This is a genomic window from Acinetobacter sp. Colony158 (assembly GCF_019264745.1).
Classification (GTDB): domain Bacteria; phylum Pseudomonadota; class Gammaproteobacteria; order Pseudomonadales; family Moraxellaceae; genus Acinetobacter; species Acinetobacter ursingii.
Window position 1 is genome coordinate 340,430 of the sequence record NZ_CP078523.1, and the last position, 375, is coordinate 340,804.

Consider the following 375-nt stretch of genomic DNA (forward strand, 5'->3'; position numbering starts at 1 on the left):
GCCCTTGTAATTTTTGAAATGCACATCACTATAAAAAACATGGCAACACCGTTGTCACTCATTAGGAGTGCCCATGTCTGAATATATTTTAAATAATGAAACCTTAGAGCCACAGGTTCCAAGTGTATTACCACTATTAGCATTGCGTGATGTTGTGGTCTATCCACACATGCAAATTGCGCTATTCGTGGGTCGTGAAAAATCGATCAATGCAGTGGATGTGGCTCGTAACGGTGACAATTTAGTATTTGTAGTTGCGCAAAAAGATTCGCTTACAGAAGAAATTGATCACGATAATCTGTATCAGTACGGAACTGTGGCTAAAATCGTTCAAGTGGTCAATCATGAGAATGATGAAAACTGCATTAAAGTCTT

Annotated in this window: 1 protein-coding gene; it reads left to right on the plus strand. The window is 38.7% G+C overall.

The genetic code is table 11. The features are described from left to right. Nucleotides 1-73: 73 nt before the first annotated feature. Nucleotides 74-375: LON peptidase substrate-binding domain-containing protein (locus JR005_RS00970; RefSeq protein ID WP_218665411.1), on the plus strand; the 302-nt coding region annotated here is incomplete at its 3' end.